This is a genomic window from Sphingomonas sp., from assembly GCF_039594485.1.
Taxonomy (GTDB): domain Bacteria; phylum Pseudomonadota; class Alphaproteobacteria; order Sphingomonadales; family Sphingomonadaceae; genus Sphingomonas.
On sequence record NZ_JBCNNI010000016.1, the window covers coordinates 14,359 to 39,632 of the forward strand.

A 25,274-nucleotide genomic window follows, 5' to 3' on the forward strand; every position below is an offset into this window, starting at 1 on the left:
TAAGCCTTGCCCCTGTCGACCGGCCATCCGCCGATCGATCCCGATGATGGCTGCCTTTCTTTTTCAGGGATGTCCGATGCGTCTTCCTCTCGCCCTTCTTCTGGCTTCGGCGATCGCGTTTCCGGCGCAGGCGGCCGTCCATCGTTATGTCGGCCTGACGCTCGCGCCATCGGGAGGCGAGGTCGCGGCCATCGAACTGGGCGGCGGCGAGCGTCCGGGCATCGTGGTCCGCTCGGCGCGCGATGGCCGAGTGGTGCGCCGGATCGATCCCTGCAAGACTTGCAGCTATTCGGGGCTGACCTTCTCGCCGCAGGGGGATGGCCTGGCCTTTCTGGCGCGCGACCAGGGCATCGTGACGCTGATGATCGCGCGTGGCGATGACGTCCGCCCGGTCGCGACGGTCGAGGGGCTTGCCTCGACGCCGCGTTTCTCGCCCGATGGCAAGCGCGTGGCGATGCTGATCACGCTGGGCGCGACCAAGGATGTCGGCGCGACCCAGGCGGGCGCGCGGCAGGTCGGCGAGATCGGCGTCGCCAATGACGAACAGCGTCTGGCTGTCGTGCCCGTCGGGGACGCCGTCACGACCAGGGTCACGCCGCTGTCGCCGCAGGGGCGCTATATCTACGAATATGACTGGACGCCCGATGGTTCGGGGCTGGTTGTGACATCGGCGCTGGGCAATGGCGATGCCAATTGGTGGGTCGCGACGATCGACCGGGTGGATGCCACCACCGGCGCCGTCACCGGCATCGCCAAGCCCTTGACCCAGATCAACATGCCCCGCGTGTCGCCCGACGGAAAGACGGTCGCCTATATCGGCGGCCTGATGAGCGATTTCGGATCGATCGGCGGCGACGTCTGGACGGTGCCGCTGGACGGAGGCGCGCCGACAAACCAGACCCGTGGGCAACCCATCACCTTCACCTCGCTGGCCTGGACGAAGGGCGGGCTGCGCGCCGCGACGCTCCAGAACGACCAGATGGGGGCGGTCGCCATCGAACCGGGCCGCGCGCCGCGTCCGCTGTTCGCGAAACCAGTGGGGCTGTCCGCCGGAGATGGCCGGATCGCGTGGAGCGCCAAGGGTGATATCGCCGCCAGCGTCGTCGAGGACTTCACCCATGCGCCCGCCGTCTATGCGGGCAGCCCGACCGCGTTGCGGCCGATCACCCATGACAATGACGCCGTACAGCCCGCCGTGCAGGCGCGCAGCGTCACCTGGACCAACGAGGGCTTCACGGTCCAGGGATGGCTGCTGTCGCCGCTGAACGCCCGGCCCGACGCGAAGGCGCCGATGATCGTGCAGGTCCATGGCGGCCCCTCGGCGGCCAGCACGCCGCGCTTCATCGAAAAGGGCTTGGCCAGCGCGTTCGAGGATGCGGGCTATTATCGGTTCCTGCCCAACCCGCGCGGTTCCTATGGCCAGGGCGAGGCATTCACCGCGGCCAACAAGCGCGACTTCGGGGGCGGCGATCTGCGCGATATCCTGGCCGGGATCGATGCGGTCGAGAAGCTGGCCCCGGTCGACGAGGCGCGGCTGGGCCTGACCGGCTGTTCCTATGGCGGCTTCATGGCGATGTGGGCCAATACCCAGACCAACCGCTTCAAGGCGATCGTGGCGGGTGCGGGCCTGTCCGACTGGGTCAGCTATTACGGCACCAACGGCATCAACACCTGGATGATCCCGTTCTTCGGCAAGTCGGTCTATGATGATTACAAGGCCTATGAGGATGTCTCGGCGGTCTATCATGTGAAGACCGCGCGGACCCCGACCTTCATCTATGTCGGCGAACGCGATATCGAGGTGCCGCCCACCCAGTCGGTCGAATGGTGGAACGCGCTGAAGAGCCAGGACGTGCCGACCAGCCTCGTCATCTATCCCGATGCCGGGCATTGCGTGCCGACCCAGGCGGCCGATGTGATGAAGCGGCAACTGGCATGGTTCGGAAAATATCTGGTCCAGCCCGATCGGTGATCGACGTCCCTCCCCGATAGGGGGAGGGCGGGGGGTGAACAGGCGGAGACCGCCCCTCGGACATGATCCCTTCGCCCGCCGGCGGTGTCACGCGATCGGCGCGGTCTTCGGCCCTGAAGTCGCGCGCCAATCGCGGGTGGGGCGCTTCACTCCTCTTCGATTTCGCGGTCGATGGTGTCCATGAAATCGCGCGCGGCCTCCCTGTCGGCTTCATCCTCGAACGCGGAATCGAGGTCCGGGGCGACGCCGAGCATATAGGCCAGGCACCAGAGCGCGAAGCGGCGACCGCCGTCGCGTTCCAGCCCGAACTGGACCCGCAGCCGGTCGATACCGGCCCCAAGCTGATCGGGGGAGAGGTCGGCAATCTCCTCGGTGCCGAAGAAGCGGATGAGCAATTGGTCGAAATCCATGATCGTCCATAACCGAGGCGCGGCCCACGCCCAAGCATCATCCAGGTCGAGAAGGCGGGGAACCCATGGTTGCGCGGCCTTGCGACCGGCCTCGAAAGGCGTCAGGCTGGCGCGATGGCCGCTTTTGACGACTGCTTCGATCCCGAATTGGGTGCCGCCTGCAACCGCCTGGCCGCATGGGTCGAGGCCTTGCCGGAAGGCGCGATCATCGATTCTCCATCCGTACTGAGCGAGGACGACCTGGCACTGATCCTGCGCCGCCTCTACGCGACGCGACATTCCCCGGACGGAGGCGCGCATCCGGCGGCGGCGAGTCCCGGTCGGGCGTCGGTGCCGGTGACCGCCCGGGGCTGATCCGGCCGCCCCGCGACTCGGCGGCGGGCCGCGCTTTTTCACAAGAATTTGCAAACCGCTTGCAGGACGTTCGTTTCGCGCTGTATGTGACATTTGCATGACACGTCCACCGCCGGATCGGTCGCGGGACCGTCGGATCGAAGATCCGACCAATCTGTGGATCGTTCACCCTGCAGCTGCTGCGCTGCTGCCGTGGTTCGTTGCGCATGGCATATCCGCCAATATGGTGTCCGTCGCCGGGCTGCTGCTCGGTGGGTCGGCGGCGCTCGCCTACGCACAATGGCAGAGCTGGCCATTCGCGGTGCTGGGCCTGTTGCTGTCGATCGCCTGGCTGGTCGCCGACGGGCTCGACGGGATGGTCGCGCGTGCCACCGGCACCGCCAGCGCGCTGGGCCGCGCCCTGGACGGGCTGTGCGATCACGGCGTGTTCGCCCTGATCTATGTCGTACTGGCCCTGTCATTGGGCACGGGCGAGGGCTGGGCGCTGGCCATCGCCGCGGGCGTCGCCCATGCCGTCCAGTCGAACCTCTATGAAAGCGAGCGGGCGCGTTTCCATCGTCGGTGCAAGGGGATCGCGGCCGTCGCGCCGTCGCCCCCCAGCGGCAATCCGCTCGTCCGGCTCTATGATCGGGTCGGCGGAACACTCGAGCGTTTCGCGGGGCGTTTCGACGCCGCGCTCGGGCGCCGGCGCGATCCGGGGGCACTCGGCATGGCCTATGGCGCGGCGGCGACACCGCCGATGCGGCTGCTCAGCCTGCTCAGCGCCAATGTCCGGGTCTATGTGATCTTCCTGGCCTGTCTGGCGGGGAATCCGCGCATCTTCTGGTGGATCGAACTGGGTCCGCTCAGCCTCATCCTCCTCATCGGTCTGGTCTGGCATCGCAAGGTCGAGCGCCGTCTGATCGATACGCCCATTCTGGCAACCCATCGATGATCGATTTCAAGGACAAGAATACGCAATGACGAGCATTAACATCGCCGTGGTCGGTATCGGCAATTGCGCAAGCTCGCTGGTTCAGGGCCTGTCGCACTATCGGGATGGCGCCAATGACACCATCGGCCTGATGCACTGGGACCTGGGCGGCTATCGCCCCAGCGATATCCGGGTCGTCGCGGCATGGGACGTCGACACGCGCAAGGTCGGCAAGGACGTGGCCGAGGCGATCTTCGCCAAGCCCAACTGCACCGCGATCTTCTGCGAGACGATTCCGCCCACCGGCGCGGTCGTGCGCATGGGCAAGGTCCTGGACGGCGTGGCCGAACACATGGCCGAATATCAGGACGACCGGACCTTCCTGCTTGCCGATGCGTCCGAGCCGACCAAGGAAGAGGTCGTGGCCGCGCTGCGCGAGACCAAGGCGGACGTGCTGATGAACTATCTGCCCGTCGGGAGCCAGAAGGCGAGCGAATTCTACGCCGAATGCGCGATCGAGGCGGGCGTGGCCTTCGTCAACAACATCCCCGTCTTCATCGCCAGCGATCCCGAATGGGCGGCGCGGTTCGAGAAGGCGGGCGTGCCGATCATCGGCGACGACATCAAGGCGCAGCTCGGTGCGACCATCGTCCACCGCGTCCTGACCGACCTGTTCGCCAAGCGCGGCGTGAAGCTGGAGCGGACCTATCAGCTCAACACCGGCGGCAATACCGACTTCCTCAACATGTCGAACCACCGTCGCCTGGCGTCCAAGAAGATTTCCAAGACCGAGGCCGTGCAGTCCGTCGCCGCCGAGCGGCTGGAGGACGAGAATGTCCATATCGGCCCGTCCGACTATGTGCCGTGGCAGAATGACAACAAGGTCTGCTTCCTGCGCATGGAAGGCTCGATGTTCGGCGGCGTGCCGATGAACCTGGAGCTGCGCCTGTCGGTCGAGGACAGCCCGAACAGCGCGGGCGTCGCCATCGACATGATCCGCTGCGCCAAGCTGGCCAAGGATCGTGGGCTCGCGGGGCCGATCGATGCGGCCTCCGCCTATTTCTGCAAGCATCCGCGCATCCAGATGACCGACGACCTGGCGGCGCAGGCGGTCGAAGACTTCATCACGCTCCAGTAAGATGATCGACACCGCGATCCTGCTCGCGGCGGGCGAGGGCAGTCGCCTTCGCCCGGCTGCGCCGTTCAAGCCGCTGTGCCCGGTCGGCGGCCGCCCGCTGATCGACCATGCGATCCATGGCCTCGCTGCGGCGGGGCTGCGGCGCGCGGTCGTCGTGCTGGGTTATGGCGCGGAGGCGATCGAGGCGCATCTGGAGGCGTCGGGCTGGCCGATCGCGGTGGAGACGGTGCGAACCGGCGATTATCGCCGACCCAATGGCGTCTCGCTTCTCGCCGCCGAGGCGCGGGTCGCCGGGGGGCATGCGCTGCTGGCGATGTGCGATCATCTGGTCGACCCCGAACTCTACCGCCGCACGGCGCGCGCCGGGACGGGGGGCGGTGCCCGACTGGCGATCGATCGCCGGCTGGACAGCGACTGGGTCGACCTGGACGACGTGACCTGCGTGCGGACCGGGGGCGAACGGATCGTCGCCATCGGCAAGGGGCTGGCGGACTATGATTGCTTCGACACAGGGGTATTCGCGATCGGCGCGCCTCTGTTCGCGGCGCTCCACACGCTCGACAACCCCTCGCTGACCGAGGGGATGCGGGTTCTCGCCGGGCGGGGCCTGGCCCTGACCGTCGACGCCAGTGACATTGACTGGATCGATGTCGATGACCGCGCGGCGCTGGAAAAGGCGGAGACCTGGGTGGGCGTGCCGCAGCCGGAACGGGTCTGACCTGATTTGGGCATGAGCCGGATCGTCACGGCGGTCCCATTTGGCTAAGTATCAAGGCAGGACTGTGCGACCAGCCAGGTGACGACGACCGATGCCCAGACGGCGATTGCAGGATAGCCACGACCTGCTTCAGGCGACGATGGACGCCTCGACCGACATGATCCAGGTGTTCGAGGCGATCCGGGACGAGGATGGCCGGATCGTCGATTTCCGCTGGGTGCTGAACAACTACAGCTCGGAAAGCCGCTATGGCGAGGTTCGCGGCGAAAGCCTGCTCCAGCGCAATCCGGGCGTGATCGAGGAGGGGATTTTCGGCGCCTTTTGCCGGGTGGCCGAAACCGGCGTGTCCGAACAGGCCGAGCATCATTATGTGCATGAGCAGTTCGATGGCTGGTACTATCAGACGGTCGTCAGGCTGGGCGACGGTGTGGCGACGACGACGCGCGACATCACCGGGTGGAAGGCGTCGCAGGCCGAGATCGCGCGGCTTCGCGAGGAGGTCGTCCAGGTCAAGCTGGCCGAGACCGAAAGCCAGTTGGCCGCGATCTTCGCCACCGCTCCGGTGGGCCTTTCCGTCATCAGCGAGGAGGGGCGTTTCATGCGGGTCAATGAAGAGCTTTGCCGCATTCTGGATCGCCCGGGCGCGGCGTTGCTGGCATCCGGCGTCGCCGACGTGACCCATCCGGCGCATCTCCGCCCCAGCCTGGAAGCCCTTGAACGCGCCGCCGCGACGGGACTGCCGAGCAGTCTCGACAAGCGGTATATCCGTTCCGACGGCTCGCATGTCTGGGCGAGCAGCACGATCTCCGTCCTGCCCGATGTCCGGGGGCAGGCGAGGCGCTTTCTCGTCGTCACCTCCGACCTGACCGAGCGTCGCAAGGCCGATGAGACGCTGCGCCGGAGTGAGACATTGCAGCGGGTGCTGATCGCCGAATTGCAGCACCGCACCAGCAACCTGATGGGCGTGGTGCGTTCGATCGCCGACAACAGCGTGCGGGCGAGCACGGATCTGACGGAATTCCGCTCGCATTTCGGCGACCGGCTGGCGGCCTTGTCGCGCGTGCAGGCGATGCTGTCGCGGTTGAACGAATATGACCGCGTGGCCTTTGACGATCTGATCCGCACCGAACTGGCGGCAATGGACGGCGGCGTCGATCGAGTCACGCTGGAGGGGCCGGCGGGCGTGCGCCTGCGCTCGTCGACACTGCATACGCTGGCCATGGCTCTGCACGAGCTGGCGACCAACGCCGTCAAATATGGCGCGCTCGGCCAGCCCGACGGACGCCTGGCGATCCGCTGGTCGCTCGAGCCGGGCGGTGAGGGGGGCAAGCCATGGCTGCATATCGACTGGCGGGAGAGCGGGGTCGACATGCGATCGGTGGAGGAAGGACCGGGCGGCAAGGGGCAGGGGCGCGAACTGATCGAGCGGGCGCTCCCCTATCAACTTGGGGCGAGGACCAGCTATATGCTGGGCGCGGAAGGGGTGCATTGCACGATCGCCATCCCGCTGTCGGCCAGCATGGTCGAGACGGGCATGGCTATGGCCCCCCGATCCGATACCGGTCCGGGCGGGGATCCATGATCGTCAACGCTCGCAGGGTTCCGCCGTCCGTCCGGTTGGGGCGATACGTGGCGCGGTAGGGGCCAGCGCTTCCCATTCCTGCACGCCGATCCCGGCATTCTTCCCCCCGGCGGACGACGCCGCGAACACCGCGCGGATGCATCGTGTGGCCACCGTGTCGAAGCGCACCGCCTGAAAGGCATCCGCGCCGGTGCCATAGCCGCTCGCGTTCGGCACGGGTTTCCAGCCATGGTCCCAATATTCGACCCGCCAGGACCGGGGCGGTGCGACGCCGATGCCGCTGCCCGGCGGCTGGTCGGCGAAGAAGCGGATGCGCGCACCGTTCAGGCGGACCGGGGTCGGCCAGCGATATTCGATCCATGCGCTCGCCGGGGTGCGATCCCCCGACCAGGAGCCCCACATGTCGGGCGGCAGCGGCGAATGGCGGACGATGCCGTCGTTCAGCGCCTTGATCCAATATTGCACCGGCACCGGCATGTTGGAGGCGGACGCGGTCGCCGTGCCCGCGATGTTGCGGGTGGGGGCGGGGGCTGCCATGGCTGCGCGACTGGGCCTGACCGGTCGGATCGCGGGCGGCGTCGCGCTGTCGTCCCATTCCATCCGGTCGATCGCGACCGATCGGCGGAAATGGCCGCCCCCCGCCGCATCGGCGGTGTGATAGGCCAGATACCATTGCCCCTTGAACGCGATCGCTCCGGCATGGGACGTCGTCGAGGATACGGGCTTCAACACCACGCCCCGATAGGTCCAGGGGCCGAGCGGCGAGGGGGCGGTGCCATAGGCCTGGCATGCGTGATAGAGCGCGGGCGTGCAGGGGCTGTCCGGTCCGGCATTGTTCCCGGCATAAAGCAGATAATAGGTGCCCTTGCGCTTGAAGAGCCAGGGTGCCTCGAAAAAGCCGGTCAGGCCCTGGATCACATGCTCCTCGCCGATCGGCGTCACCATGTCGGGCGCCAGTTCCAGCCCGCGCAGCCGCCCAAATGTGCCCCAATAGATATAGACGCGCCCATCATCGTCGATCAGGACGGTGGGATCGATATTCTGGATGTCGTTGGCCTGCGGCGTGCGCTGGGAAATGATCGGGCCGGAGGGGTGTGCGTCCTTCCACGGCCCCTCCGGCTTTTCGGCGACCGCGACGCCGATCGCGAACCGGTCCTTGGCGGGACTGTCGCGCTCCAGAACAGGAGCGTAAAGATAGAAGCGGCCATCGCGCCCTTTCACGATCTGACCGGCATAGGCGCGTCCGGACTCGGCCCAGGCGAAGACGGTTTCGGGGCGGGCGATCGCCGGGACGTGCCGCCAGCGCCCCGTGGCGGGGGCATGGGTCGACAGCAACTGCCACTCGTTCATGATGAAGTCGTTCACGCCCTCCGCCGCCTCGTCGCGCCCGGCCAGGATGTAGAGCGTGTCGCCGTCGACCAGCGGGGCGGGGTCGGTCGAGTAATATTGGCCGTCCGCCAGGATCGGGTTTCCCTTCACAACGATCGTGCGGGCGGATGGCGTCGATTGGGAAATCGCCGGGCACGCGATGACGATGGAGGACAGAACGAGATATTTCATCGGGTCCGCGCTCCCTGACCGTCGCTTTCCCGGTGACTATTTCGGTATACGATCTTCGTCAACGCTGCCCGGCTTGGTGCTTCGCATGGGATTTTCCGCCGGTAAGGCGGGTTGTCGATGACGCTCTCGCGACCGCGCTGTCATGAAAGTGACGCGCAAATGTCATCGAAGTTTCTTCCAGAATGCATCTTGGTGTCATCAGCCACGCCTAACGCCCGACTTGGGATCGATGGGGGGACTTGTCTCGGATCGATCGGCGGGCGGCCTGTCGCCCGATACGGCAACGATAATATCGGGAGTTTTTCGGCGATGGCGAGCTTCAAGCGCTTCGGCCTCATTCTCATGACGACCTCGGCCTGTGCGGCGCTTTCCGCGTGTGGCGGGGCGGACAGCGTGGCGTCGCCCGGTGCGGGCAGCGTGGTGATCGTGCAACCCACTCCGTCGCCGAGCCCCACGGCGACCGCGACGCCGATCGGTCCGATCACGGCGGCACAGTTCGCCGCGGTCACCACCGTCAACGGCGTGTCGATCACCGCCGACGAGCAGCTTGCGATCGTCAATGCCGGGTCGAACAACAACGTCAACGGCACCGGCGCGGCGATGAACGGGATCTATCCGGCCAGCAGCACCTCGCTGACCACCGCCGCCGATCCGTCGATCATCAACGGCTTCTTCACCTCGACCAACTATGTCGGTGCGCTCAACGGTCCGTCGGACACCGCCTTCCAGGGCTGGACCTGCAATTCGACCTCTGCCGAGTTCGGCGGTTCGGGTGCGCGGTGCACGGCGGTCCCGTCGATCGGCACCTATGCCGCCGCAACCTCGGTCTGCCCGAGCGGGACGATCGATGACGGCACCAACAGCTCGTCCACCCCGACGCTGCGCTTCTGCCGCCTGCCGCAGGCCATCACCACCGATCTGTCGCTGCCCAAGATCGCGGGTGTCGTCTATCGCCTGCGCGGCCAGACGGAGGTCGGCACCGATCTGGGTTCGACCGGCGGTACTGGTGTCACGCTGACCATCGCGGCGGGCGCCGTCATCGCGGCGGACTCGACCGAGGCGACCAACGACCTGCTGCTCGTCAATCGTGGCTCGAAGATTTCGGCCATCGGCACCCGTGACGCACCGATCATCTTCACCTCGCAGCAGAATCTGGTCAGCAACGGCGTGTCCGACGCCAGCCAGGGCCAGTGGGGGGGCATCATCCTGCTCGGCCGCGCACCGACGGCCGTCTGCGCCACCGGCACCGGCCCGAACACCGCGGCCGGTTCGTCGACCACCTGCCAGCTCGCGATCGAGGGCGTGACGGGGCGCTTCTATGGCGGTGCCAACCAGACCGACTCGTCGGGCCAGATGTCCTATGTCCAGATCCGCTATTCGGGCATCGCCATTTCCGACGGCAACGAGCTTCAGGGCCTGACCCTGGGCGGCACCGGATCGGGCACCATTCTGGATCATATCCAGAGCCACAACTCGGCGGACGACGGCATCGAGATTTTCGGCGGCACGTCGAACCTGAAATACATCGCGATCACCGGCGCGGACGATGACGGCTTTGACATCGACAATGGCTATCGCGGCTTCATGCAGTTCATGATCGCGGCGCAGCGGACCATCGGCGCGACGGCGGACAGCTTCTCGACCGAGATCGACTCGAACAATGCCGAGGACCTGCTGCCGCGTACCTTTGGCCGCTATGCCAATTTCACCTTCATCCAGACCGCGAACGCGCCCGCCGCGATCCGCCTGCGCGGTGGTGCCGACATGACCTTCATCAACGGCATCGTGAAGTCGACCCAGTCGGGCGTTGCCTGCGTCAACCTGGTCGCGGGTGCCGGCAGCGGTTCGGATCGCACCACGATCCGCGGTGCCAATGCCGATCTGCAGGACCAGGGCCCGCCGGTCTTCACCTCGGTCTATTTCAGCTGCAACGGCCGCTAAGGCCCCGCTGACCATGCGCCCACGGCTTGACCGGGCGCTCTCGGCAAGCCGGGGTGGCGGATCATCGCCGCCCCGGCTTTCCTCCATATATCTGATTGGATGACCCGGCCATGCAGCGACGCCTCGCTTATGCCTCCCTCCTTCTGCTGACCTCCCAGCTCGTCGCGCCCGCCCTGCTCGCGCAGACGGTGGGCGCGCCCGCCCCGACCAGCACCGCCGCGACCAGCACCACCGCGACGGGCCCGGATGGGCAGGACCGGCCGTCGGCCGACGAGCCCGTCGAAATCTCGGCCCCCGGTGTCGATGCCTCCGCCGGCAACGAGATCGTCGTCGTCGGCCGCAACATTCCCAACACGATCCGCGCCACGCCGCAGATCGTCTCGGTCCTGTCCGCCGCCGATATCGCGCGGACGGGCGAGGGCGATATCGCGGGCGCGCTGACCCGCGTCACCGGCCTGTCGGTGGTGGGCGGCGGCTTCGTCTACGTCCGGGGTCTGGGCGACCGCTATTCCTCGTCGCTGCTCAACGGTTCGCCGCTGCCCAGCCCCGAGCCGCTGCGCCGTTCGGTCCCGCTCGACATCTTCCCGACCACCATCGTCGGCTCGGCGCTGGTCCAGAAGACCTATTCGGTCAATTATCCCGGCGAGTTCGGCGGTGGCGTCATCAACCTGACGACCAAGGCGATCCCGGCCAAGAACTTCATCTCGGGCGGCTTCACCGTCGCGGCCGACGATGTGACGACCAGCGAGCTGGGCTATACCTATGCGGGGGGCGATGCCGACTGGCTGGGCTTCGACGACGGAACGCGCGGGGTGCCGCAATTCGTCCGCGACATCCAGGCCGGGCGCGGATCGGGTCTGGTCCCGGCGGCACAGGTGGCGGCGCTCTCCAACGCCTCGACCACGCTGCTGCAACGCAACAACCACCTGCCCGCCAATCTCTCGGGCGAAATCTCGGCCGGTTCGGTGTTCGATATCGGCAGCGACCGCCTGGGCGTGATCTCCTCGCTCAGCCTCTCCAACAGTTTCCGCACCCGCTCGGCGATCCAGCAGGATTCGGTGTCGCCCGACGGCACGATCCGCAACGATTACCGCACGCTGCTGACCGACAACCGCATCGTCGCCAATGCGCTGGTCGGGCTGGGTTATGAATTCGGCGGCAATACGGTGCGCTGGACCAACGTCTACATCCACGACACGCTGAAGCAGGGTCGCGGCTCGGCGGCCGAAGTTTATAACAACGCCAGCGGTCTGCGCTTCCAGCAGAATACCAACTGGTTCGAGCGGCAATTGATCGAAAGCCAGTTGGTCGGCGAGTTCAAGCTGACCGACGCGCTGAAATTCGACGCGCGCGGTGCCTTCGCCAATTCCAAGCGCAACGCGCCCTATGAACGGCAGTTCGACTATCTCTGCTCCACCCGCACGACCAACGGCTATCCGATCAGCTATGACGGCGGCAATGGCGCGGGCGGCTTCCAGTGCAACGGCGCTTATCAGGTGACGCAGCGCTTCACGCCGTTCGCCTCGATCATCTTCTCGGAACTGAACGAGAATCTGTGGACCGGACAGGCCGACCTTTCCTACCGGATCGACAGCGATCGTCCGATCACGCTGAGCACCGGCTATTTCTACCAGGGCACGGACCGGTATTCGAGCCGTATCCAGTTGAATTACCAGACCAGCGACGGCGCGGGCACGGCGCCGGGCTTCCCGTATAATCTCTATCGCCCGGACTATCTGCTGAGCCCCGACGTCATCAACAATGCCTGCCCCCTGCGCGGGCAGGGGGCGTGTACGCTTCAGTTGCAATTCTCGACCCAGGCGGGGGCCTATGCCTATGACGCCAGGCTGGACGTCCATGCCGGTTACGCCCAGGCCGAGGCCGAGGTGGCCGATGGCCTGCGCGCGGTCGCGGGCATTCGCTACGAGACCGCGGTCGAGACGGTGACGCCGGTGCAGAGCGCCACGACGCGGCTGAAGAATGACTATTTCCTGCCCGCCGGCACGCTGACCTGGAATTTCGCCGCCGACATGCAGCTCCGGGCGAGCGGGGCCAAGACCATCTCGCGGCCGCAGTTCCGCGAACTCGCGCCGCAGCAGTTCCGGGATCCCGATTCGGACCGCCTGTTCTTCGGCAATCCGAACCTGCGCGACAGCGAGTTGTGGAATCTGGAAGCGCGCTACGAATGGTATTACGCGCGCGACCAGCGCTTCACGCTGGCGGGCTTCTACAAGCGGATCAAGAATCCGATCGAGCAGGTGGGTTTCTACACCGGCGCGGACGACCGATTGCAGACGGGCTTCACCTATCTGCCCTCGGCGACCCTATATGGTGCCGAAGTCGAGTTGCAGAAATATGTGCCGCTGGCCGGGCTTGGCGGGGACTTCTTCGCCACGCGCCGCCTGGTCGCGATCGCGAACTACACCTACACCAAGTCCAAGATCAACGCGGACGGCTCCTGCGTGCCCAACCCCGCTTCGGCGGCGGGTTCGCCGGGGCTGGCGGGGTGTGCCTCTGGCTTCGGTCCGGCGCGGTTGCTGTTCCGCGATGGCGCGTCGCTGACCGGGCAGTCGGACCATCTGGTCAACCTGCAACTCGGCATCGAGGATAGCGCCGCGCTGTCGCAGGTCACGCTGCTGTTCAACTATGCCAGCAACCGCGTGACCAATCGCGGACCGTCCAACCTGTCGGGCACCGGCTTTCAGCCCGATATCATCGAGGTGCCGGGCATCCGCCTCGACCTCGTCGCGCGTCAGGGTTTCGAGCTGGCGGGGGGTAAATTCGAGTTGAAGGCGGAAGCGCGCAACCTGACCCGCACGCGGTATAATGAGCGGCAGGATTTCGGGAGTGGCCGGTTCGTCTATCTGAACCGTTACAATCTGGGTCGGGTCTTCTCGCTGGGGATCAGCACGACCTTCTGATCGCGCATTCGGGCGGCGGCGTCATGCCGAAAAAACCGTCCGAAAACCGCCATGGGAGGAAACCCTCACGGCAAAGCTGTTTCGGGGCTTTGAAGCGGTCCTGTAACATGCCATGCCTAGTGGCCGAAAAAGCGGATGGGGTCAGGGTTCATGCGGTTGAGGCTCGACACGCGCGGGCGCCGGTGGTTACGGCGTCTGCCGGTCGTGAATGTCTATTCGGTGGCCGAACTCGTACTGATGGCGGTGCTCGCCGTTCAGGGGGCGCGGCTGCTCTGGGTGATCGTCACGCCGGTCTCTCCGCTGGGCGCGTGGCGGCCGCTTGCGCCCGTCATTGCCGGATCGCCGGGCGCGATCCTCGACGGCTTCGATCCCTTTTTCCGGTTGCAGGGGGGGCAGGCCGCTCCGTCGGCGGTCACGACGCTGCAACTGACCCTGTTCGGCACCCGGATCGATGAGGCGACGGGGCGTGGCTCAGCCATCGTGGCGGGACCGGACGGCGTGCAACGATCGGTCTCGGTCGGCGAGGAGATCCAGCCCGGCGTCACGCTGAAATCGGTGGCGTTCGACCACATCACCCTCGACCGCGGCGGCGCGAGCGAGGATCTGTATCTCGACCAGTCGGATGCGCCACCCGCGACGGCGGCGATGCCGTCGGCGGGCGCGGCGTCGACGCCGCTGTCGGGACCGGTCCCGCCTCAGGGCGGCGTCGCCCTCGCCCAGGTCCGCAGCGAAATCGGCTTTATCCCCCGGCTCGACAGCGGGCGCATTTCCGGGCTGGTCGTCCGGCCGATAGGGGCGGGTACGGCGTTCCGCGCGGCAGGGCTGCGCGAGGGCGATATCATCACCGCGCTCGGCGGACGGCCGGTGACGGGGCCGGGCGACCTGGACCGTCTGGCGGTCGATTTCGCCCAGGGCGGTTCTCTTTCCATCACGGTCGAGCGGGGCGATCAGACGCTGCCGCTTTCCCTCCAGATTGCGGCGCAACGGCCATGAAGAAGCTCATCCTCGGTTCGGTTCTGGCCATCGCACTGGCGGCGGGCGCGCACGCCCAGACCACGCTCAACGTTCGTGACGCCGATATCCGCGCCTTTATCGCCGACGCAGCCAAGGTCACGGGCCGGACCTTCATCATCGACAGCCGGGTCAACGGCAAGGTGACGGTGGTCACCGACCGGCCCCTGTCGCGGTCGGAATATTTCGAGATATTCCTGTCGACCTTGCGCTCCAACGGACTGGTCGCGGTGCCGACCTCGGGCGGGGCCTTTCGGGTGCAGCCGATCGACAATGCCGCGTCGCAGCCCAGCCGGATCGGATCGGCGGGGGCGAACCGCAATTCCTATGTGACCGAGATCATCCGTCTGCGCGCGATCGACGCCAACAGCGCGCTGGAAACGGTCCGCCCGCTGGTCAGCGCGCAAGGATCGGTGACCGCCAATCGTGCGGGCAACAGCCTGGTCGTGGTCGATTTCGCCGACAATATCCGCCGCATCCGCGAGGTGGTTCGCCGGATCGACGCCGACAATGCCTCGACCCGCGTCATCGCGCTCAGGAATGCGGGCGCGCGCGAGATCGCGACCGCGCTCCAGACGCTGGCGGGCAATGGCGGGCAGGGGGGCGCCCCCGCGCAAGGGTCGACCGGCGTGTCGGTGGTCGCGATCGACAGCTCCAACTCGATCGCCCTGCGCGGCGATCCGTCGAGCGTGGCGCGCTTCGCGCAGATCGCGATCGATCTGGACAACAAGGCCAAGAGCGGCACCGAGATCCGCGTCGTCTTCCTCGAAAATGCCGATGCCGAACAGCTCTTGCCGGTGCTCCAGCAACTGGTCGGCCAGACGCCCGATCCGGTGCAGGAAACCACCTTGTCGCGCGGCAGCTTTACCCAGACGAACAATCAGTCGGGTTCACCCGCGGGCGCCTCGATCGCGCAGCGCATCCAGCCGGTCGCCCAGCCCCAGGCGGCGAGCGCGCCGGGCGCCGGCGGCCAGACCGGCCAGCAGCCCGCGATCAGTACGCAAGGAGGGCGAACGGCGGCGGTCGTCACCCGCTTCGTGGGGGCGAACGCCATCGTGATCGCAGGGCCCGCCGATATCCAGCGCCAGATCGGCGAGGTGATCCGCCAGCTCGACGTGCGCCGCGAACAGGTGCTGATCGAGGCGATCGTCGCCGAGGTTTCCGACCAGACCGCGCGACGGTTGGGCGCACAGTTCCTGCTGGGCAGCCTGTCGGGTGGGGCGTTCGCCGCGTCGACCTATGGCAATACCGCGCCCAATATCCTCCAGATCGCAGGGGCAGTGGGCGCGCAGACGCTGGGCGGGACCAAGACCGTCGTCATCGCGCCCGATGGCACGCGGACCGAAACCAATGTGCCCAACCAGGCCTATAACCAGCTTACCCAGTCGGCGGTCCAGTCGATCCTGGGCACCACCGGCGGCTTTGCCGGCTGGGGCGGGCAGATCGGCGACACGGTATTCGGCGCGATCATCAATGCGGTGAAGAGCGACACCACGTCGAACCTGCTCCAGGTTCCGCACATCATCACGCTGGACAACCAGCAGGCGCACAGCCTGGTGGGGCAGGAAATCCCGGTCACGACCGGACAGGCGCTGTCGAACAATTTCGACAATGCCTTCCGCACCGTGCAGCGCCAGAATGTCGGCATCCAGCTCGACGTGAAGCCGCAGGTCAATGCGGGCGGCTCGCTCAAACTCTATGTGCGGCTGGAGGTCAGCTCGATCGCCGGGCCGGTGTCGAGCAACAATAGCGAGCTGATCCTCAACAAGCGCGCGTTCGAGAATGTCTTCACGCCCGATGACGGCCAGATCACGGTGATCGGCGGTCTGCTCGACGACAATGAGCGGCGGACGATCGAGAAGATTCCACTGCTCGGCGACATTCCGGGCCTGGGCGCGCTGTTCCGCTCCAAGGCGCGGAGCCGGTCGAAGACGAACCTGATGGTCTTCATCCGCCCGACCATCCTGCGCACGCCCGAGGACAGCCGCCGCGTCACCGAGCAGCGCTATGGCTATCTCCGTCAGCTTCAGGGCTATGCGCAGCCCGGCGTCGAGCCGTCGATCGACGAACTGGTCCGCGATTACATGAACGCCGCACCGCCGATCCCGCACGCGCCCATGCCCGGCAATATCGAGGACCCGCGCATCGCGGTCCCGGTCGCCAAGCCGCTCGAACCGATCAAGCGTCGTGACTGACGATATCGATCCGGTGATGACGGGGGACATGGTGCCCCTGCCGATGGGGGCATCCCCATCCCCGGCGGAGGACGTGCCCGAGACACTGGAACTGGTCGCCCCGCTGACCATCCCTTACGCCTATGCGCGAAAGTTCGGCACGGTCGTCCATTCCGCCGATCCGCTGACCATCGCGCTTCGCGAGGGGGCCGATCCGCGCGCGCTGATCGAGCTGCGCCGCCATATCGGCCGCCCGTTCGCCATCACGCGGGTCGAGGCAGCCGCCTTCGATAGGCTGCTGTCCGACGCCTATGCGATGGACGGCCAGGCGACCGCGATCGCGGCGGTGGGCATGGGCGACGAGCTGGACATGCTGGCGGACGGCATTCCGACCGCCGAGGATTTGCTCGACACCGCCGACGATGCGCCCGCGATCCGGCTGATCAACGGCATCATCGCCGATGCCGCGCGCAACGGCGTGTCGGACATCCATATCGAGCCCTATGAGACCGGCCTCGTCGTGCGGATGCGGATCGACGGCGTGCTGCGCGAGACGCTCAGGATGCCGCCGCATGTCGCGCCGGTGGTGGTCAGCCGCATCAAGGTCATGGCCCGCCTCGACATCGCCGAGCGGCGCGTGCCGCAGGATGGGCGCATGGCGCTGACGCTGGGCGGCAAGCTGCTCGACGTGCGCGTCTCGACCCTGCCCAGCCGGGCGGGGGAACGCGTGGTGCTGCGTATCCTCGACAAGGAGAATGCCGGGATCGACCTCGATGCGCTGGGGATGAAGCCGGCGATGTACGCGCTGCTGCGCGAGGCGTTGAGCGAACCCAATGGCATCATCCTGGTCACCGGGCCGACCGGCTCGGGCAAGACGACCAGCCTCTACGCCGCGCTGCGCCTGCTCAACGATGGCAGCCGCAATATCCTGACCGTCGAGGATCCGGTCGAATATGCGGTCGAGGGGGTGGGCCAGACCCAGGTCAACGCCAAGGTCGGGCTGACCTTCGCGGCGGGATTGCGCGCAATCCTGCGCCAGGACCCGGACGTGGTGATGGTCGGCGAAATCCGCGACCGCGAGACTGCCGAGATCGCGGTGCAGGCGTCGCTGACCGGCCATCTGGTGCTGTCGACGGTCCACACCAATGACGCGGTGGGCGCGATCACCCGGATGCGCGACATGAAGGTCGAGCCGTTCCTGCTCGCCTCCACGCTGCGCGCCGTCATCGCGCAGCGGCTGGTGCGGCGGCTGTGTTCGGCGTGCAGGCGGCCGGTCAAGGCCAAGCATACGGTCGCGCCGCTGCTCGGCATCGAGAACAAGGCGATCGTGTACGAGGCGGTCGGCTGTCCGCAGTGCAACGGCACCGGCTATAAGGGGCGGACCGGGGTGTATGAGGCGGTGCGGGTCGACGACACGATCCGGCGGCTGGTCAATGAAGGTGGCGATGAACAGGCGATCGCGGCGCACGCCTTTGCCAGGCAATCGACGTTGGCGACGGCCGCGCGCGCGTTGGTGCTGGACGGCGTGACGACGGCGGAGGAAGCCATCCGCGTATCCCGCCGCGACTCCGACGCGGGGTGAGGGGCGTGTCTGTCTTGCCATCAGCATGTTCCACCCCGGCAAAGGCCTGGGTTCAGTCGCTGTGCGATACGAAGTCGGGTTCACGCGAAGCCGCGAAGCCGCGAAGAGAAGAGTGGTTCGCGCAGAGGCGCGGAGGACGCAGAGGTATCTGGCGCGCGGCAGCGCATCGCTTTTTCAACCGGCCGAAATATGAGGGCCGCTGGCGCGGCGAGAACAACCTCTCTGCGCCCTCCGCGCCTCTGCGCGAACAAATCCTTCTTCGCGGCTTCGCGGCTTCGCGTGAGATAAAGTTTCGATACCGGACCTCGCTTCTCGACCATCGCCGCAACTGGACCCCGGCCTGCGCCGGGGTGGTGCGACGCGATTGGGTAAAGGGCTGACATGGCCGGGTTCGACTATGTCGCCATCGATACCAAGGGCGCGGAGAAGCGGGGCTTCATCCCTGCCGAGACCAGTGACGCTGCTCGCGCCGCTCTGGAGAAGCAGCGACTTTACGTCGTCTCGGTCAAGCCGGGCAGCGGCGATACCGCCGAACGCCGCCCGCTCTTCGGGCTGAAGCTCGGCCGCGCACGTATGTCCGTCAAGCAGCTGACCCTGTTCACCCGTCAGCTCGCCACGCTCAACCGCGTCTCGCCGCTGGAGGAATCGCTTCGCACCATCACCCGCCAGACCGAGCAGGAACGGGTGCGCGCGATCGTCGCGACCGTGCATCAGGGCGTCACTGAAGGCCGCCGCCTCGCCGATGCGATGGCGCGTGAGCCCAAGAGTTTCCCGCCGCTCTACCGCGCGATGGTCGCGGCGGGGGAGAGTTCGGGGACCTTGCCGACCATCCTCGAACGGCTGGCGGCCCTGCTGGAGCGGCAGGCGGAGATACGTGGCAAGCTGATCACCGCGCTCGCCTATCCGACGATCCTGGCGGTGGTGGCGATGGGCGTCGTCACCGCGCTGATGATGTTCGTCGTGCCGCAGGTGGTCGAGCAGTTCGATACGGTGGGCCAGGAGCTTCCCTTCCTGACGCGCATGGTGATCGGCGTGTCGGACCTGCTGGTCGGCTGGTGGTGGTTGATGCTGGGCGTCGTGGTGGTCGCGGGCGTCGGCGTCTGGCGCGCATTGAAGGTGCCGTCGATCCGGCTGTCCTTCGACACCTGGTTGCTGAAGCTGCCGCTGCTGGGCCGGTTGCTCCGCGACCTTCACGCCGCGCGGATGGCGCGGACGCTGGGGACGATGGTGGCGAGCCGGCTGCCGCTGCTCGAAGGGCTGACGCTGACCGCCGGGACGATCCACAACCGCCGCCTGCGCGTCGCCTCCGACGCGATCGTCGATGCGATCCGGGGCGGCAGCAGCCTGTCGGCGGCGATGCGGCGTGCGGGGGTGTTCCCGCCTTTGCTAACCTATCTGGCGGCCAGCGGCGAGGCGGCGGGGCGTCTGGACGAGATGCTGGAGCGCGCCGCCGATTATCTGGAGCGCGAGTTCGATCGTTTCACCGCGACCGCGCTGTCGCTGCTCGAACCCGCGATCATCGTCGTGATGGGCGGCGTGGTCGCGACGATCGTGCTATCCATCCTGTTGCCGATCCTCCAGCTCAACACGCTGGCGGGACAATGAGCCGAGAGGACAAGTTCATGCGTAATCCCACCCGACGGCCGATCCGCCGCAAGCGCCGCGAGGACGGTTTCACCCTTGTGGAACTGATGGTCGTCATCGTCATCATCGGCCTGCTGGCGACGATCGTCGCGCTGAACGTGCTGCCCTCGGGCGACACGGCCAAGATCCAGAAGGCCAAGGCGGACATCGCGAACATCGAAACCGGGCTGGAGATGTACAAGCTCCAGAACCTGACCTTCCCGACGACGGCGCAGGGGCTTCCGGCGCTGGTGTCGATGCCCGCCGGTCTGGCCGATCCGTCACGCTATCAGAAGGGCGGATATCTGAAGAAGCTGCCCGACGATCCCTGGGGCCGCCCCTATCTCTATGCTTCGCCGGGTCAGCATGGCGAGGCGGATGTCTGGACCTACGGCGCCGACGGCAAGGAAGGTGGCGAAGGGGTCAACGCCGATATCGGCAATTGGGATAAGTGAGCCTTCGCGCCCGTCTGGATGCCGGGAACGGCGGCGGGCGGACGCTGTCCGGCTGGCCTGGGGCGTGGTCTTCGAGCGTGCGCAGGCGGAACGGCGCGGGGCAGGCGGGCTTCACCCTGGTCGAATTGATGATCGTCATCACCGTCATCGGCCTTGCGTCGGCGATCGCGGTCCTGTCGCTGCCCGACCGGCGCGGCCGCGTCACCGACGAGGCGCTGCGCTTCGCCGCGCGTGTTCGCGCCGCGCATGACGTGGCGGTGGTCGAGGCCGCACCGGTCAGCATCTGGGTGACCCGCGGCGGCTATGGCTTCGACCGCCGGGCGGACGGGGTGTGGAGCCCGATGACCGCCAAGCCCCTGCGCGTCGCCCAATGGGAGGACGGCACCCAGGCGCAGATCCCCGATGCGAGCGGGCGGGTGCGGATCACCTTCGATGTGACCGGGCTGGCGGATCGTCCGGTCGAACTGCGCCTGACCCGTGAGCGGGCGAGCAGCATCATCCGTATCGGCGCGGACGGGACGGTGCGGGTCGATGGGTGACAGGCCGCTAGGTCCCGCCCGTGCCGGGGCGGCGTGGCGCCGGCGCGAGGCCGGGTTCACCCTGATCGAGATCATGGTCGCGCTCGCGGTCTTCAGCCTGGCCGCGATGGCGCTCGTCCGGCTGGAGAGCGCGACGATCCGGGGCGCCGCGATCCTGGACGAGACGGTGGTCGCCCAGATGGTCGCGCGCAATGTCGCCATCGCCGCCGTCACCGATCCCCAGGCTCCGGCGCTGGGCCGCACGACGGCCGAGGAAGTCAATGGCGGGCGAATCTGGAAATGGACCCGGATCGTCAGCGGTACGGGCGATGTGCGGGTGGTGCGGATCGACGTCGCGGTGGCGAATGCGGCGGGCAGCATCGTCGGGCGGATGACGATGGTCCGGCCGCCAATGGCCGTGGCTCCGGCCGGGGTCTCGGTATCGTGACCGGCAATTCGATCCACCCGGGCGCAGGCCGGGGTGGCGTTCCTTCGAACGGCTTCACCCTTGTCGAGGTCATGGTGGCGCTGCTCATCTTCTCGATGCTCGCCGCCGCCGCCGTGGCGATCCTCTCGCTCAGCGTGCGGGCGCAGGCCGTGACGGGCCAGAAGCTGGACGCGACGGCGGCGGTCAGCCGGACGACCGCGATCCTGTCCGCCGATCTGGCGCAGGCGGTCGACCGGCCTACGCGGGACGAAGCGGGCGTCCAGACCCCCGCGATGGTGGCAGGCCCCGATGCGATGCGGCTGGTCCGCGCGGGCTGGAGCAATCCCGACGCCGCGCAGCGTCCGTCGCTTCAGAAGGTCGCCTATCGCCTGAATGGCGACGTGCTGGAGCGGGTTGCCTGGCCGCTGCTCGACGGCGCGGCGGCGATGGAGCCCGCCGCGCTGATGGACCATGTCCGCGAGTTGCACCTTCGATATCGTTTCGCGGGGGCCTGGCTCGACCAGTGGCAGGGACAGCCCGGCGTCGCGCTGCCCCAGGCGGCGGAAGTGACGATCGTGCGCGACGACGGCATGATCTTTCGCCAGCTTTTCCTCGTCGGCACCGGCTATGCCGGGGCTCCGCAAGCCGGAGTGACGCCCAACCCCACGCCGACGCCGACACCGATCCCCAATGGCTAGGCGGGTGGCTCGACCCGGCGAACGCGGCGCGGCGTTGCTGACCGTGCTGATCCTCGTCGCGGTGATCGCGGTGCTGGCCGCGACCGCGCTGGAAAAGCTGCGTCTGTCGACCCGGCTGGGCGGCAATGCGGTGGCGATCGAGCAGGCGCGGGGTTACGCCTATGCGGCCGAAGCGCTGGCGATCATCCGTATCGGCGATCTGCTCCAACGCGCGCAGGGCAAGGTCTCGCTGCTCGGTGGGTGGAGCGACCGGCCCTTTGCCCTGCCCCTCGGCGATGTCGCGGGCGGCGCGACGGCGGTGGCGCGCGTGACCGATGGCGGCAACTGCTTCAACCTGAACGGCCTGGCCCAGACCGTGCCGGGGCAGCCGGGGGTCCTGATCGGCAATGCGGTGGAGACGGCGCATTTCGCCAAGCTGATGCGGCTCATCGGCATTCCCGGACAAGTGGCCGAACAGGTGGCGACCGCGACCTCCGACTGGATCGACGGCGACCAGAACCCGCAAGGCAATGGCGGGGAGGATGCGCTCTATCTGGCCCGCGATCCGCCCTATCGGACCGCCGGCACGATGATGGCGGATGTCAGCGAGATGCGGATGGTGAACGGGGTCACACCCGAACTCTATGCCAGCCTGCGCCCCTGGATCTGCGCGCTGCCCGAGGCGCAGCCGAGCATGGTCAACATCAACACGCTGGCCCCCGAACAGGCACCCCTGGTCGCGATGGCGCAGGTCGATACGATTTCACCTGCCGCCATTGCCCAGGCCCTTTTGCGCCGCCCGCCGCAAGGCTATGCGGATGTGGGCGCCTTTTGGGCACAGGCGTCGGGTGCGGCGGGCGCAGGCGGTGTCACGACGAATACCCGCTGGTTCAACCTGCGCATCGATGTGACCCAGGGCAGCGTGACGGTGCACGAACGCGCACTGGTCGATGCGCGACGCCAGCCGCCGCAACTGGTGGCGCGGATATGGGGGGAAGAGTGATGAGTGCGACCAACCTCCTGTTCCTGCCGCCGGGTGAGGGCGGTGACTATCGCTGGATGCGGATCGAGGATGCGCGGGTCGCGGCGGCGGGCGAGGGGCTGCCGCAGGGGGACGGCGCGGTGATCGCGGTCGCGCCCGCCGATGCGGTGTCGCTGCACTGGGCCGAGATTCCCGCCCGTTCGACCGCGCAGGCCGCCGCCGCCGCGCGTCTGCTCGCCGCAGAGGTCAGCGCCGCGCCGATGGACGAACTTCACGTCGCGGTCGGCGACGAGGAAGCGGGCGGGCGGCCCATCGGCATCGTCAATCGCGGCGCGATGGCCGGATGGCTGGCGCGGCTGGGCGCGGCGGGAGTCGACCCGGTCGCCATCGTGCCAGCGCCGCTGCTGCTGCCGCGTCCCGAGCAGGGCTATGTTCGCGGTGATCTGGCCGGGCAGGGCGTGGTGCGGGGGCGCGCGTCGGGCTTTGCCGACGAACCGGGCCTGACCGAGATCGTCATTGCCGAGGAGCCGCTTGCGGAGCTGGACGCCGACGGGATCGAGGCGGCGCTGGGAACGGCGGTGGCGGCCCCGACGCTCGACCTGCGGCAGGGCCCCTTTGCGCGGCGGCGCGGCTTGGCGATCGACTGGCGGCTGGTGCGACGGCTGGGCTGGCTGGGGCTGGCGATCGTCGCGGTGACGATCTCGATCGATCTGGTACGCTGGACCAAATACAGCTTCGCCGCCGACGCGACCGAGGCGCGGATCGAGCAGGTCGCGCGTACCGCCCTGCCGCGCGGCGAAACGCTGGTCGATGCCGACCGGCAACTGACCGAGCGATTGTCTGCGGTGCGCGGGCCGGGACAGGGGTTCAGCCGGACCGCGGCGGCGGTCTTCGCGGCGGTGCGTGGCGTCCCCGGCACCGAGCTGACCGCGCTTGATTTTCAGCCGAGCGGCGACATTCGGCTGGGCGTGGCGGTGGACCGCGAGGCGCTGGCCACCGATCTGAAGCGTGCGATCGAGGCGGAGGGCTTCACCGTCCAGCCGAGCACCTTCGTCGCGGCCAATGGCCGGATCACGGGAGAATTCACGGTGCGCGCACGATGAAGGCGCTGAAACTCTGGTTCGACGGACGCTCGACCCGCGAAAAGCGGCTGTTGCTGGTCATGGTGGGCCTGCTGGCCGTCACGATCGTCTGGGGCGGCATTTTACGGCCGCTGGGCGACGGCCTGTCGAGCGCGCGCGAACGCCATGCCGATGCGGTGATCCGGCTGGGCGAGGCACAGGCGATGGCCGACGAACTACGCCAGCGGCGGCGTCGACCGACGCTGGCGGGGTCGCTGGCCGATACGGTGCGGCTGTCGGCGGAGCAGGCGGGTTTCGCCCTGTCCGCGCTGACCGAGGACGGTCCCGGTCGCGTGCGCGCGCAGATCGCCTCGGCCCGGCCCGGTGCGCTGACGCCCTGGCTCGCTCGGTTGGAGCGGGGCGGCGTGCTGGTCGAGCAGGCGACGCTGACCGACAATGGCGACCGGACCGTGGGCGTGGCGTTGCTGCTGCGGGCGCGGGCGTCGTGATGCGGGTGCGGCTCGCCACCCGTCCGCCGGTGCTGTTCGCTGCCATGCTGGCCGTGGCGTTGGTCGTGTTCTTCCCGATGCGCCTTGTGCTGGGTGCGACCGGGCTGGGCGATGAGGGACTGAGCGCCCGGCGGGTCGGCGGCACCATCTGGGGCGGCAGCCTGATCGAGGCGCGATTCGGCGATGTGCCGCTGGGCGATCTGCGCGTTTCGCTGTCCCCCCTGGCGCTGCTCGTCGGAAAGGCGCGCCTCGCCTTCGAGGGGGCGGGCGTCGATGGTCGCCCGATCGCGGGCGCGGCGACGATCGGGCGCCATGCGATGGGCATCGACGGCGTCACCGCGACCCTGCCTGCCGCGACCCTGTTCGCGCCGCTCCCCGTGACCACCCTGGCGCTGGAGGATGTGACGGTCCGCTTCCGTGACGGCGTATGCGAGGCGGCGGCGGGGCGGGTCCGCGCGACCGTGGCGGGCGAGGCGGGTGGTTTGCCCCTGCCGCCGACGATGATGGGCGATGCCCGGTGCGAGGCGGGGGCGCTGCTGCTGCCGATGACGGGGCAGGGGGGCACCGAGGCGGTGAATTTGCGCATTCGCCCCGATGGCCGCTACACCGCCGATCTGGTTCTGACGCCGGGCGATCCGGCCGCCGCGGCGAAGCTGGAGCAACTGGGATTCGTGGCCGGTTCGGGCGGCGGGTATCGACTTTCGGCAGAAGGTCGCTTTTGACCGCTTGACGAAACCGGGTGATCC

The 25,274-nt window shown here is 67.7% G+C and carries 22 protein-coding genes; 20 read left to right on the forward strand and 2 right to left on the reverse strand.

Features of this window, described 5'->3' with window-relative positions; genetic code table 11:
• The first annotated feature begins 76 nt into the window (after positions 1–76).
• On the forward strand, positions 77–1,972 hold the full coding sequence (locus tag ABDV78_RS09770) for a prolyl oligopeptidase family serine peptidase (RefSeq protein WP_343527211.1): 1,896 nt from the start codon (positions 77–79) through the stop codon (positions 1,970–1,972).
• A 146-nt stretch (positions 1,973–2,118) separates the two neighbouring features.
• On the opposite strand, the gene ABDV78_RS09775 is transcribed toward ABDV78_RS09770, so the two are convergent.
• Positions 2,119–2,382 (reverse strand): hypothetical protein, encoded by a 264-nt coding sequence (locus ABDV78_RS09775; protein ID WP_343527212.1) that lies wholly within the window; start codon positions 2,380–2,382, stop codon positions 2,119–2,121.
• Between the two features lie 114 nt (positions 2,383–2,496).
• On the opposite strand from ABDV78_RS09775, the gene ABDV78_RS09780 reads away from it, so the two are divergent.
• From ABDV78_RS09780 to ABDV78_RS09800, 5 genes are all read left to right on the forward strand, one after another.
• A complete protein-coding gene (locus ABDV78_RS09780) occupies positions 2,497–2,736 on the forward strand; it encodes a hypothetical protein (RefSeq protein WP_343527214.1) in 240 nt (79 codons plus the stop codon).
• Between the two features lie 97 nt (positions 2,737–2,833).
• Positions 2,834–3,670, forward strand: a complete 837-nt coding sequence (locus ABDV78_RS09785) for a CDP-alcohol phosphatidyltransferase family protein (protein ID WP_343527215.1) — start codon at positions 2,834–2,836, stop codon at positions 3,668–3,670.
• A 25-nt stretch (positions 3,671–3,695) separates the two neighbouring features.
• On the forward strand, positions 3,696–4,787 hold the full coding sequence (locus ABDV78_RS09790; RefSeq protein WP_343527216.1) for an inositol-3-phosphate synthase: 1,092 nt from the start codon (positions 3,696–3,698) through the stop codon (positions 4,785–4,787).
• 1 nt (position 4,788) lies between these two features.
• Positions 4,789–5,505: an NTP transferase domain-containing protein gene (locus ABDV78_RS09795; RefSeq protein ID WP_343527217.1), complete on the forward strand. Its 717-nt coding sequence runs from the start codon at positions 4,789–4,791 to the stop codon at positions 5,503–5,505.
• Between the two features lie 91 nt (positions 5,506–5,596).
• Positions 5,597–7,087, forward strand: coding sequence for an HWE histidine kinase domain-containing protein (locus tag ABDV78_RS09800; RefSeq protein WP_343527218.1), 1,491 nt, complete (start codon positions 5,597–5,599; stop codon positions 7,085–7,087).
• 3 nt (positions 7,088–7,090) lie between these two features.
• On the opposite strand, the gene ABDV78_RS09805 is transcribed toward ABDV78_RS09800, so the two are convergent.
• Entirely contained in the window at positions 7,091–8,647 is a 1,557-nt protein-coding gene (locus ABDV78_RS09805) for a family 43 glycosylhydrolase (RefSeq protein ID WP_343527219.1), read from the reverse strand.
• A gap of 309 nt (positions 8,648–8,956) precedes the next feature.
• Here ABDV78_RS09805 and ABDV78_RS09810 point away from each other — a divergent pair, with 309 nt between their 5' ends.
• The 14 genes from ABDV78_RS09810 (at position 8,957) to ABDV78_RS09875 (ending at position 25,250) form a co-directional block, all read left to right on the forward strand.
• On the forward strand, positions 8,957–10,588 hold the full coding sequence (locus ABDV78_RS09810; RefSeq protein ID WP_343527220.1) for a hypothetical protein: 1,632 nt from the start codon (positions 8,957–8,959) through the stop codon (positions 10,586–10,588).
• A 110-nt stretch (positions 10,589–10,698) separates the two neighbouring features.
• Entirely contained in the window at positions 10,699–13,509 is a 2,811-nt protein-coding gene (locus ABDV78_RS09815) for a TonB-dependent receptor (RefSeq protein WP_343527221.1), read from the forward strand.
• A 150-nt stretch (positions 13,510–13,659) separates the two neighbouring features.
• Positions 13,660–14,502, forward strand: a complete 843-nt coding sequence (locus tag ABDV78_RS09820) for a type II secretion system protein N (protein WP_343527222.1) — start codon at positions 13,660–13,662, stop codon at positions 14,500–14,502.
• Positions 14,499–16,715 (forward strand): type II secretion system secretin GspD, encoded by a 2,217-nt coding sequence (gene gspD, locus ABDV78_RS09825; protein ID WP_343527223.1) that lies wholly within the window; start codon positions 14,499–14,501, stop codon positions 16,713–16,715. The genes ABDV78_RS09820 and gspD overlap by 4 nt, the downstream gene beginning before the upstream one ends.
• 43 nt (positions 16,716–16,758) lie before the next feature.
• The gene (gene gspE, locus ABDV78_RS09830; protein ID WP_343527281.1) at positions 16,759–18,276 is read left to right on the forward strand and encodes a type II secretion system ATPase GspE; all 1,518 of its coding nucleotides are present in this window, start codon (positions 16,759–16,761) and stop codon (positions 18,274–18,276) included.
• 381 nt (positions 18,277–18,657) lie between these two features.
• Positions 18,658–19,881 (forward strand): type II secretion system inner membrane protein GspF, encoded by a 1,224-nt coding sequence (gene gspF, locus ABDV78_RS09835; RefSeq protein WP_343527224.1) that lies wholly within the window; start codon positions 18,658–18,660, stop codon positions 19,879–19,881.
• Positions 19,882–19,898: 17 nt separating this feature from the next.
• On the forward strand, positions 19,899–20,354 hold the full coding sequence (gene gspG, locus ABDV78_RS09840; protein ID WP_343527225.1) for a type II secretion system major pseudopilin GspG: 456 nt from the start codon (positions 19,899–19,901) through the stop codon (positions 20,352–20,354).
• Positions 20,351–20,893: a GspH/FimT family pseudopilin gene (locus ABDV78_RS09845; RefSeq protein WP_343527226.1), complete on the forward strand. Its 543-nt coding sequence runs from the start codon at positions 20,351–20,353 to the stop codon at positions 20,891–20,893. Before gspG ends, ABDV78_RS09845 begins: the two co-directional genes overlap by 4 nt.
• The gene (gspI, locus tag ABDV78_RS09850) at positions 20,886–21,320 is read left to right on the forward strand and encodes a type II secretion system minor pseudopilin GspI (RefSeq protein ID WP_343527227.1); all 435 of its coding nucleotides are present in this window, start codon (positions 20,886–20,888) and stop codon (positions 21,318–21,320) included. Before ABDV78_RS09845 ends, gspI begins: the two co-directional genes overlap by 8 nt.
• On the forward strand, positions 21,317–21,997 hold the full coding sequence (gspJ, locus tag ABDV78_RS09855; RefSeq protein ID WP_343527228.1) for a type II secretion system minor pseudopilin GspJ: 681 nt from the start codon (positions 21,317–21,319) through the stop codon (positions 21,995–21,997). The genes gspI and gspJ overlap by 4 nt, the downstream gene beginning before the upstream one ends.
• Before the next feature lie 4 nt (positions 21,998–22,001).
• On the forward strand, positions 22,002–22,979 hold the full coding sequence (gspK, locus tag ABDV78_RS09860) for a type II secretion system minor pseudopilin GspK (RefSeq protein WP_343527229.1): 978 nt from the start codon (positions 22,002–22,004) through the stop codon (positions 22,977–22,979).
• A complete protein-coding gene (gene gspL, locus ABDV78_RS09865) occupies positions 22,979–24,061 on the forward strand; it encodes a type II secretion system protein GspL (protein ID WP_343527231.1) in 1,083 nt (360 codons plus the stop codon). Before gspK ends, gspL begins: the two co-directional genes overlap by 1 nt.
• On the forward strand, positions 24,058–24,528 hold the full coding sequence (gene gspM / locus ABDV78_RS09870; protein ID WP_343527232.1) for a type II secretion system protein GspM: 471 nt from the start codon (positions 24,058–24,060) through the stop codon (positions 24,526–24,528). Before gspL ends, gspM begins: the two co-directional genes overlap by 4 nt.
• Positions 24,528–25,250 (forward strand): type II secretion system protein N, encoded by a 723-nt coding sequence (locus tag ABDV78_RS09875; protein WP_343527282.1) that lies wholly within the window; start codon positions 24,528–24,530, stop codon positions 25,248–25,250. The genes gspM and ABDV78_RS09875 overlap by 1 nt, the downstream gene beginning before the upstream one ends.
• The last annotated feature ends 24 nt before the right edge of the window (positions 25,251–25,274 follow it).

What these genes read in the sequence shown, in the direction of transcription:
- ABDV78_RS09770 (WP_343527211.1), top strand. Translation starts at nt 77, where the DNA reads ATGCGTCTTCCTCTCGCCCTTCTTCTGGCTTCGGCGATCGCGTTTCCG.
- ABDV78_RS09775 (WP_343527212.1), bottom strand. Translation starts at nt 2,382, where the DNA reads ATGGATTTCGACCAATTGCTCATCCGCTTCTTCGGCACCGAGGAGATT.
- ABDV78_RS09780 (WP_343527214.1), top strand. Translation starts at nt 2,497, where the DNA reads ATGGCCGCTTTTGACGACTGCTTCGATCCCGAATTGGGTGCCGCCTGC.
- ABDV78_RS09785 (WP_343527215.1), top strand. Translation starts at nt 2,834, where the DNA reads ATGACACGTCCACCGCCGGATCGGTCGCGGGACCGTCGGATCGAAGAT.
- ABDV78_RS09790 (WP_343527216.1), top strand. Translation starts at nt 3,696, where the DNA reads ATGACGAGCATTAACATCGCCGTGGTCGGTATCGGCAATTGCGCAAGC.
- ABDV78_RS09795 (WP_343527217.1), top strand. Translation starts at nt 4,789, where the DNA reads ATGATCGACACCGCGATCCTGCTCGCGGCGGGCGAGGGCAGTCGCCTT.
- ABDV78_RS09800 (WP_343527218.1), top strand. Translation starts at nt 5,597, where the DNA reads ATGCCCAGACGGCGATTGCAGGATAGCCACGACCTGCTTCAGGCGACG.
- ABDV78_RS09805 (WP_343527219.1), bottom strand. Translation starts at nt 8,647, where the DNA reads ATGAAATATCTCGTTCTGTCCTCCATCGTCATCGCGTGCCCGGCGATT.
- ABDV78_RS09810 (WP_343527220.1), top strand. Translation starts at nt 8,957, where the DNA reads ATGGCGAGCTTCAAGCGCTTCGGCCTCATTCTCATGACGACCTCGGCC.
- ABDV78_RS09815 (WP_343527221.1), top strand. Translation starts at nt 10,699, where the DNA reads ATGCAGCGACGCCTCGCTTATGCCTCCCTCCTTCTGCTGACCTCCCAG.
- ABDV78_RS09820 (WP_343527222.1), top strand. Translation starts at nt 13,660, where the DNA reads ATGCGGTTGAGGCTCGACACGCGCGGGCGCCGGTGGTTACGGCGTCTG.
- gspD (WP_343527223.1), top strand. Translation starts at nt 14,499, where the DNA reads ATGAAGAAGCTCATCCTCGGTTCGGTTCTGGCCATCGCACTGGCGGCG.
- gspE (WP_343527281.1), top strand. Translation starts at nt 16,759, where the DNA reads ATGGGGGCATCCCCATCCCCGGCGGAGGACGTGCCCGAGACACTGGAA.
- gspF (WP_343527224.1), top strand. Translation starts at nt 18,658, where the DNA reads ATGGCCGGGTTCGACTATGTCGCCATCGATACCAAGGGCGCGGAGAAG.
- gspG (WP_343527225.1), top strand. Translation starts at nt 19,899, where the DNA reads ATGCGTAATCCCACCCGACGGCCGATCCGCCGCAAGCGCCGCGAGGAC.
- gspI (WP_343527227.1), top strand. Translation starts at nt 20,886, where the DNA reads ATGGGTGACAGGCCGCTAGGTCCCGCCCGTGCCGGGGCGGCGTGGCGC.
- gspL (WP_343527231.1), top strand. Translation starts at nt 22,979, where the DNA reads ATGAGTGCGACCAACCTCCTGTTCCTGCCGCCGGGTGAGGGCGGTGAC.
- gspM (WP_343527232.1), top strand. Translation starts at nt 24,058, where the DNA reads ATGAAGGCGCTGAAACTCTGGTTCGACGGACGCTCGACCCGCGAAAAG.
- ABDV78_RS09875 (WP_343527282.1), top strand. Translation starts at nt 24,528, where the DNA reads ATGCGGGTGCGGCTCGCCACCCGTCCGCCGGTGCTGTTCGCTGCCATG.